7 protein-coding genes are annotated in these 8,490 nt (G+C 41.9%); 2 read left to right on the top strand and 5 right to left on the bottom strand.

Features of this window, described 5'->3' with window-relative positions; all coding sequences use genetic code 11:
* Positions 1 to 378: 378 nt before the first annotated feature.
* Positions 379 to 1,323, top strand: a complete 945-nt coding sequence (locus tag IJE10_01340) for an RluA family pseudouridine synthase (protein ID MBQ2966748.1) — start codon at positions 379 to 381, stop codon at positions 1,321 to 1,323.
* On the opposite strand, the gene IJE10_01335 is transcribed toward IJE10_01340, so the two are convergent.
* From IJE10_01335 to IJE10_01320, 4 genes are all read right to left on the bottom strand, one after another.
* Positions 1,307 to 2,035: a tetratricopeptide repeat protein gene (locus tag IJE10_01335; protein ID MBQ2966747.1), complete on the bottom strand. Its 729-nt coding sequence runs from the start codon at positions 2,033 to 2,035 to the stop codon at positions 1,307 to 1,309. The genes IJE10_01340 and IJE10_01335 overlap by 17 nt on opposite strands.
* A gap of 2 nt (positions 2,036 to 2,037) precedes the next feature.
* The gene (locus IJE10_01330) at positions 2,038 to 3,345 is read right to left on the bottom strand and encodes a CCA tRNA nucleotidyltransferase (protein ID MBQ2966746.1); all 1,308 of its coding nucleotides are present in this window, start codon (positions 3,343 to 3,345) and stop codon (positions 2,038 to 2,040) included.
* Positions 3,320 to 4,438: a glycosyltransferase gene (locus IJE10_01325; GenBank protein MBQ2966745.1), complete on the bottom strand. Its 1,119-nt coding sequence runs from the start codon at positions 4,436 to 4,438 to the stop codon at positions 3,320 to 3,322. The genes IJE10_01330 and IJE10_01325 overlap by 26 nt, the downstream gene beginning before the upstream one ends.
* 387 nt (positions 4,439 to 4,825) lie before the next feature.
* Positions 4,826 to 5,566, bottom strand: a complete 741-nt coding sequence (locus IJE10_01320) for a hypothetical protein (GenBank protein MBQ2966744.1) — start codon at positions 5,564 to 5,566, stop codon at positions 4,826 to 4,828.
* Between the two features lie 374 nt (positions 5,567 to 5,940).
* On the opposite strand from IJE10_01320, the gene IJE10_01315 reads away from it, so the two are divergent.
* Entirely contained in the window at positions 5,941 to 6,561 is a 621-nt protein-coding gene (locus IJE10_01315; protein MBQ2966743.1) for an SHOCT domain-containing protein, read from the top strand.
* Between the two features lie 495 nt (positions 6,562 to 7,056).
* On the opposite strand, the gene IJE10_01310 is transcribed toward IJE10_01315, so the two are convergent.
* The gene (locus IJE10_01310; GenBank protein ID MBQ2966742.1) at positions 7,057 to 8,295 is read right to left on the bottom strand and encodes a site-specific integrase; all 1,239 of its coding nucleotides are present in this window, start codon (positions 8,293 to 8,295) and stop codon (positions 7,057 to 7,059) included.
* Positions 8,296 to 8,490 lie beyond the last annotated feature (195 nt).

The following is an 8,490-nucleotide window of genomic DNA, read 5'->3' as shown; positions in this document are numbered from 1 at the left end:
TCTCGATACCCCAAGTGGTGTTCTCGCATATCCATTATAACACAGATTTTAAATTCTGCACTATAATTTTTGTTTTTTCTTCCTCTTTTACCCATAAAAATATGCACCTCCAAAAGTGTCTAACTTTTGGGGTGCATATCAATTTTGCGTGTTTTCTTTTGATTAATGCGTTTTTGCTATAAACAAATCGAACCCGCAATATACCTTTGTATAATTGCGGGCATACCCCTTCGGGGTTCGATTCGTCCATTCCAAACATTTTTTCCTATCTCCTAAAAAAGGGGCTGTAATAAATTTACAGCCACTTTCATTGGAATGACTTGCTTTTTTTGAATTCTTCATTTATAATATAGGAAGAATAACGCAAAGGATGAAGGTATGCAAAAATTTGTGATTGCCGCAAATGACGCGGAACAGCGCTTAGATAAATATCTGACTAAAAAATTTCCGGATATGCCCACCGGCATTTTGTATAAGGGTGTGCGCAAAAAACGGATTAAGGTCAACGGGAAAAGAGCCGAAATTTCCACCAAGCTTTGTGAGGGGGATGTTTTAGAGCTTTATATCAACGACGAGTTTTTAATTCCCCGTAAAGAAAAGGCGGACATTTATCATTTAGAGCCAAGACTTAACATCCTGTACGAGGACGAAAACCTGCTTTTGGTGGATAAAGAGCCGGGTGTCAGTGTGCATGCGGACGAAACCGACAAAACCGAAACACTGATTACCCACATTCAGGCATATCTGTATCTAAAAGGCGAATACGACCCCAAAAAAGAGGGGACTTTTGCACCGTCTTTATGTAACCGCATTGATAAAAATACAGGCGGAATTGTTATTGCTGCCAAAAACGCCAAAACCTTGCGTGTAATGAATCAAAAAATCAAGGACAAGGAAATACAGAAAAAGTATTTGTGCATCTGTCACGGTGTTTTAAAGCCCAAATCGGCAATTTTAGAAGCATACCATATAAAAAACACACGGCAGAACCGTGCGTTTATATTTGATACACCCGAAGATGGAGCGCGTAAAATCAAAACGGGATACAAAATGCTGAAAACCAACGGCAAGCTCTCGCTGGTGGAGGTAGAGCTGTTTACCGGACGTACGCACCAGATTCGCGCGCATTTTGCCTATATCGGACATCCATTGGCAGGGGACACCAAATACGGCACCAATGAGCAGAATAAAGGGCTTCCGTATAAGTATCAGGCGCTTTATTCTTATAAACTGAAGTTTACTTTTACAACACCGTCCCATTTGGATTATTTAAAAAATAAAGAGTTTACCGTGGAAAATGTGCCGTTTACGAAAGATTTTTAAGGGCATCCTCCACCTGTTCTTTGGTGATGTTGCAAAATCCGTCAAATTCAAGCTGCAAAGCATGTTCAAACTGCTTTGCGGCTTTTTCTTTTTCACCAAAATGCGCTAAGACAACACCGTAATTGTAATAGCATTCCGGGAAGCCCGGCTTTTTTTCGTGCTCCATGATTTCTTCATAAAGCTCTAACGCGTCATCATATTCTCCGCGTTTGTAGTAAGTGTATGCTAGGTTGTCGCAAATGCCGTTGTGATTCGGATTGAAGTCATAGGCTTTTAAATTGTATTTTAAAGCTTTTTCCATGTCTCCGCTTAAAATGTAGAGGTAGCCTAAGTTGCAGTACAAGTCGGTGGTGCGCATGTGGGCATGCACATACTCTAAAAGTTCGATAGCCTTTTGAATGTCGCCCTTTTTCCAGAGCAAAAGTGCGTAATTGGTTTTGGCAGACATTTCAAGCTTGTTGAGCTTGATTTTGCCGTCTTTTTTTCTTTTTTTGGCAGGCTTTAAAACCTGTTTATCGGTCATGATATGCTTTTCAAAAATTTCTTCTGCCTGCTCGATTCTGTTTTTTTTCAGCAGAAAATAGCCCAGCAGAATTTTGGCTTTTGCGTTGGGGCGGTATTTTAACATCTGATACATATAGGAAATTGCAAGGTCAGTATCGCCCTTTGCATTGGCATTTCTTGCTTTTTGTAAGTAAATTCTCCAAATCATAATTAAATCCTTTCCAGTAATGCGTTTTTGGTGTTTAACTCAGGGCGTTGAAGCACAAGCTCTAAAAGGGCATTCAGTTTTTCACCGATTTCCGTGCCTGTGTAGCCTGCCTGCAGTAAATCCTTGCCCGAAAGGGCGAGGTCTTTGATTTCAAGAGGCTCTTGGCTTTGCAGAATTTCAAGATAGGTCTGTTCTAAATACTGTTGTGCTTTCAGTCTCAACGAAGTAAATTCGGGATTGTGTGCGGCAGTATCTGCCTTTAAAAGCTCCAAAAAAAGCGGAAACCGCTGTTTACCTACCGCACGGATTTTTTGCTTGACCGCGTACTTGTCGGGGTAATCCTGTGCTCTGTGGTTTGCAATTAATATGCTTACATCTGAAATTAATGCTTTTTCGGCTTTTAAGCGGTGCAGAATATCGGTTGCCAGCATCGCACTTTTCTCTTCATGACCCTTAAAATGGTCTTGTCCGTCTGCGTCTGTGGTTTTGCTTTGCGGCTTTGCAATGTCATGCAAAAGAGCGGCAAAGCGAACTGTTTTGTCCTTCGGTGCAGTGCAGACTGCCTTTAAAATGTGGTCGCCTGCATTATATAAATGATATTTTGTATTTTGTTCGGTTAAAAAGCAAGCGTGAAGTTCCGGCAGAATCACCTCAAAAAGACCGGTTTCGAAGCCCACACGCAATCGCTCGGGAAAATCCGAAAGCAGGCATTTGGTTAGTTCATCATATATCCGTTCAGCACTTACATGCTGTAAAAGCACCCGTTTTTTGTGCATGGCAGATAGGGTGCCCGGATGCACCTTAAAATTGGTCTTGCAGGCAAAACGGACACAACGGAGCATGCGGAGGGCATCCTCTTCAAAACGGGTTTCAGGGTCACCTACACAGCGGATGGTTTTGGTTTCAAGGTCGGTCTGACCGCCATAGGGGTCAATCATCCCTTCGCCCGGATGATATGCCATGGCATTAATGGTAAAATCACGCCGTTTCAAATCCTCTTGGATGTCCGAAACAAATTCCACCATGTCAGGTGCTCTGTGATTGAAATAGGTGCTTTCGGTGCGGAAGGTGGTAACTTCAAAGGAAGCCCCCCGCTCTAAAACCGTAACGGTGCCGTGCTTTAGGCCGGTGTCGATGGTTTTATTGAAAATACGTTTAACCTCTGCCGGAAGGGCAGAGGTGGCAATGTCAAAATCATAGGGTGTTTTTTGCATCAGCATATCCCGTACCGAGCCACCTACAAGATAGGCTTTGTGCCCGTTACGGTTTAAGCTTCTGATGATTTCAAGAGCCGTTTGCTTTTCGTTCATTGTGTACCTCAATTATAAATTCGCACAAATCCTGTGTTGCGTTTGGTTTGCCGAAAGCCTGTGCCACACGACGTCTGTTTTCCAGTAAATCGGGACTTGAAAACAGCTGAAATACCGCCTCGTCCAGAGGATGCAGTTTGGTGACATACTGAGCAAGGCCGTTGTTTAACATAAAGTCTAAGTTACGGTCCTCCTGACCCGGGATGGGGTTCATTAAAATCATGGGCAAGCCTTTTGCCAGGCTTTCCGAAACCGAAAGTCCACCCGGCTTTGTGACAATGCAGGAGGCTGCGTCCATCATTACATGGACTTCGTCTGTATAGCCGTATACGAATAAATCTTTCTTTAAATCCAGTTTTTCTAAAGAATGCTGAAGATGCTTATTCCGACCGCACACCGCAAGAATCTGGAAATCCTGATCCAGGCTGTCTAGTGCCAGAATATGGCGTGCAACATTGCCGTAGCCCATGGAGCCGGACATGATTAAAATGGTGATCTTGTCCGGAATGCCAAGCTTTTGGCACGCCTCTTTACGGGAAAGGGGTGTTGAAAACTGATTGCGAATCGGGATGCCGAAGGCGCGAACCTTTTCGAGGGGGATGTTTTTCTTCTGAATACTGCGGTTTAAAAGCTCGCTTGCGGTAATGAGGTAGTCTACTTTTGTGCGCTCCCAGTAAGGATGTAACACAAAATCGGTTACCACACCTACCGTAATCATTTTGCCTGCACCGTATTTGTTGATGTAGGAGTCAATAAACTGTGCCGCCCAGACATGGGTGCAAATGATGGCATCCGGCATAAATTCCTTGATGCAGGAACGGAACAGCTTTCCGAATGCGCGGTTGGTGGCATACGAAAAGGTCGGACGGGTTACGGTTTCAGCTTTTCTGTAAAACTGACGATAGGCTTTTTTGGTGTATTTGGTGCTGACCAGATACCCTTTTTCGATACTTTTGCTGATAATCGGACTGATATATTCATACACATCCACCGTTTTTGTGGTGTGACCCTTGCTTTCAAAATATTCCGTAATGGCACGTCCGGTGGCATGATGTCCCTGACCTGCCGAAACAGTTAAAATCATGATATTCATTTCGTGCATCCCTCCATAGTATTTATTGTACACCGATTCAAAAAAAAAGTCAATTTTTTTTGCACACATTTTATGCCTTTTTCGTATACTGTTACTGAAAAGGAGGAATTGATTATGGCTATTTTTGATTGCTTTGAAAAGGACACGGTTTTATGGTTTATCATCCTGTTCTTGCTTTTGTTCTGGTGCGGTAACGGCTGCGGCAACGATCAGGGCTGCTGAGAAAGGGAGGGTAAGGTATGAACGATATGTGTTGTAACAATGATACTTCCTGGATCTGGGTTGCCATTATTGTGATTGTGGCAATCTGGCTGATTCAAAACGGATCGGTTTTCGGTAACGACTGTTGCTGAATAAAAAGGTTGAAGCGATTTCGCTTCAACCTTTTTATTTAGGATTATATTTTAAGATGTGCTTTAGAGCGAGAATGGCGTTTTCATACATGCCCTCGTATTCTTCTTTGCCCTTCTGGTCGTTTAAGACCACGCGCACGGCGATGTATTTGTCTGTGGTGTCCACATTACACTTTTCAAGGAGTGTATTTCCCTCTACGCTGATGGCAAAAACGTGTTCCTTGCCCGGGTCGCGCTCGCTGATACCTTTGACTTCATCCTTTGCGGTGTAGTCCATATTTAGTGTGTCCAGTGCGGTGAAAACCCCTTCTTCCATGCGGAGCTTTAAAAATGTATCGTTGGAGATGTACAGGGCAGGCTCACCGACCGTGATGTCCAGCATAACGCTGTCGATTACACTTACGTCTGCTTCGTTGGTGGTTTCAATATCCAGCTCGTCCATCACTTCGCCCTCTTCATGCTGAATGATTTTAAAGCCCGAAGCGAAGTTTTTGGTAATCGGGACAACCAAAACCTCATCGTTGTCATGAATGTCGTTCAGCGCAGGGGCGATATAGTGTTGCAGACCATCCTCTACAGCATTTTGATGTACCGGCGGAGTGCCCACAAAATGTATGTACAAGTCTATTTTTTCCTTTGTGCACATGCTCCATATGAACATGCCAATTACAATGGCGGCAAAGATGCCGAAAATTACATGAAATTTGTAGTAATACCAAAAATTCGCCCAGGACATTTTTTCGAATTTCGGTTTGTTTATCCAGGTGTGTTTCATATCATTCCTCTTTTATAAGCTTTTTTGTTATTATACCAAATTCCGCGCAAATAGTCAAGGCAGGTGTGTGAAATTACGGTGAAATCTGCCAGTGCAAAAGAATATGTTGCAATTTGAATTATTATATGTTATAATATCTGTACCACACAAAAACTAAATAGAGCCTATTATCAGGAGTGCCGTTTTTATTTTAGGTAAAAACGCGGACTTCTTATTTCGCATTTCTGATTTTAGGCTGTGAAAGTTTTTGTGTGGTAGCAAAACGAAGTCTCGCATTTTTCGGTGTGTGTGACTTCGTGTTGCACACACTTTTTTATTTAAAGGAGGGTAGAACTTTAAGCCATTAAAACCGAAAAAAACAAAGGAGAAAGTCTATGGAAGAAAAAATTTTGATTAAAAGCGAACGGTATAACATGAAGGTACTTTTGGTAATTGCTCTTATTGGACTTGCATTGTTGCCAGTTTGGATGTTAGTGCGTTACGGTGAAATGCGTGGGCATGGCGTAGATGCGATTCATTTTGAAAAATGGTTTTTTAGACCTTGGTTAAACGAATTTACAATTACTTCGTATTTAGTGTATATCGTTCCTCTTATACTTATTGCTTGCTTGTTGTATCTGTGGTTGCGCAGTTACGAGTTGACCGTTACAGACAAGAGAGTTTACGGTAAAATTGCATTTGGTAAGCGCGTGGATTTGCCTGTAGACTCTGTTTCGGCAATTTCCACCCTTTCACTGTTAAAAGGAATTGCGGTTGCAACGTCTTCCGGGAAAATAAGTTTTAATGTGTTGAAAAATGCAAATGAAATTTATGATGTACTAAACAATCTTATTATCGAAAGACAAAGTAAACAGAATAATGAGCAGCTGAAAGTAGTGGCAACACCCGCGACCGATGAAGCAGATCAATTGAGAAAGTATAAGGGTTTGTTAGACAGCGGTGTAATCACCCAAGAAGAATTTGACGCAAAGAAAAAGCAACTTTTAGGTTTGTGATACATAAAAGCCACTGCAATGCAGTGGCTTTTGATGTAGAATCTGCTGAATCGGAGATTCTTCGACTTCGCTACGCTCCGTTCAGAATGACAAAAAAGGTGCTGCATCGCAGTACCTTTTTAATTATTTATCCAAACTTTTCATGGTAGGCGCGAGGCGTAAAGAAAAACAGTTCGGTGAACTGGTTTTTAGGCTCGGGGCGCCGCGGTCTGTATGCACAGTCGGCAGACGCATGCATACAGGGCACCGCAAGAGGGGCTTGCTTTGGTGGAGAGACAAAAAGAGCACTGCGTAAGCAGTGCTCTTGATATTATTTGTCCAAACTTTTCATGGTAGGGATTTCAATTCCCACAATCACATAACTCATTATAAGTCTTCATAACCCTTTTGTCAAGCCACTCTTTTCTTCCTGTTTGTTACGCAAGTCTTCATAACTCTCTATAAAATTTGTTCCACTTGGCGTAAGTTATGGCGTAATTGGCGTAAGGTTTCATTTTATGTCCATGCAAATCTGGTCTCTAATGCATTGACTTCCTCACGCTTTTTCGCTTCGGTTATATGGGTATAAATCTCTAATGTTGTCTTGATTTCTTTGTGCCCCATGACATTTTGTATCACCGATAGATTTATATCCGCTTCACACAACCTTGTTGCGAATGTGTGCCTAAGGTTGTGGCAACTGAAGTTGGGGATTAAGACAGGGTTTTCTTCTTTTAACAATGCTTCATCGTTGTAGTCACGGACAATTCTACGAATTGCTTTGTTTACAGTTCCGTAGTGCTGCACACTGCCGAAGCGATTGACAAATATGAAATCTGTGTAGCAATCAATCGGTACCTGACAGGTGATGCCTGTTTCTTCCTGATTTGCTTTTTCAAGGAGGAATGCTTCCTTTACAAAGTCCATCATTGGAATTTTGCGGTATCCCTTTTTCGTTTTCGGTGTGTTGATTGCAAACTTGCATTTCTTGCCCTTACCCGTGCTGTAGTAAACGAAAGTGTGGTTGATGTCAATAATGCCTTCCTCAAGGTCAATGTCGCACCATCTAAGTCCTGACACTTCACCAATTCGCATGCCACTACCAAACATTACAGCGAATAGCGGATACCAATGATTATACTGTGGTGTTCGTTTCAGAAAGTCCAGAAATAATCTTTGCTCATCTGCCGTTAATGCTTTTCGCTCTTTGATTTCGAAGTTGTGAGCTTGCTTCAATTCTTTGAGCATCTTGTCAGTAGGGTTTGAGCGGATGCAGTTATCATCTACCGCTAAATCGAACACCTGATGCAATACATTGTGAATGATATCGATGGTGGATATAGATAACATTCTTTCGTCTGCGAGGGTGTTATAAAACCTTTTTACATCCGATTTCTTTACATCCGCAATCCTATTCTTGCCGAAACTGTCCCTGACATAATTGTTATACATATAAAGATAGTTTTTGAATGTGTTATCTTTCAAACCTCGTTTTAAATCACACCAGGTATCAAACACATTGTTAACTGTCAGTTTCTTGGTTTCGGTTTTGATCCCATCGTGTTCGTCAATCACAATTTCTTTTTCAAGCTCTCTAAGTTCTTCCAAAGTAGGGGCGTATACAGCGTGCCTTACTCCGTCAGGGCCAACCCATCTGTAATCGTAAGTTCCGTTCTTTCTCTGCGATTCACCCTTGCGAAGCACTCTTCGGTTACTGTCAAACCGTTTGTTCTTTTTACCTTTCTCTATATTCATAATTAACTCCTTCCTAATAGCTTGCACCGGAAGGAACCTTAACTATCGATATTTATTATACTATATTTTAGCTGTGTAGTCCAGGAATTTCAGTACAAGCCATTGTAAAATTTAATATAATTTTTCATATCGAGTATTGCTCCTCTATGTATTTAAGGAATTTATTTTTCTTGATAAGTCGTTTGGATCCAATCC

The sequence above is a fragment of the Clostridia bacterium genome (assembly GCA_017410375.1).
Taxonomy (GTDB): domain Bacteria; phylum Bacillota; class Clostridia; order RGIG6154; family RGIG6154; genus RGIG6154.
The sequence above is the reverse complement of the archived record's forward strand: the minus strand, read 5'-3'. Positions and strand labels throughout refer to the sequence as shown.

Excerpts from the sequence above, each read along its gene's own strand:
- IJE10_01340 (MBQ2966748.1), top strand. The coding sequence starts at position 379 with ATGCAAAAATTTGTGATTGCCGCAAATGACGCGGAACAGCGCTTAGAT.
- IJE10_01335 (MBQ2966747.1), bottom strand. The coding sequence starts at position 2,035 with ATGATTTGGAGAATTTACTTACAAAAAGCAAGAAATGCCAATGCAAAG.
- IJE10_01330 (MBQ2966746.1), bottom strand. The coding sequence starts at position 3,345 with ATGAACGAAAAGCAAACGGCTCTTGAAATCATCAGAAGCTTAAACCGT.
- IJE10_01325 (MBQ2966745.1), bottom strand. The coding sequence starts at position 4,438 with ATGAATATCATGATTTTAACTGTTTCGGCAGGTCAGGGACATCATGCC.
- IJE10_01320 (MBQ2966744.1), bottom strand. The coding sequence starts at position 5,566 with ATGAAACACACCTGGATAAACAAACCGAAATTCGAAAAAATGTCCTGG.
- IJE10_01315 (MBQ2966743.1), top strand. The coding sequence starts at position 5,941 with ATGGAAGAAAAAATTTTGATTAAAAGCGAACGGTATAACATGAAGGTA.
- IJE10_01310 (MBQ2966742.1), bottom strand. The coding sequence starts at position 8,295 with ATGAATATAGAGAAAGGTAAAAAGAACAAACGGTTTGACAGTAACCGA.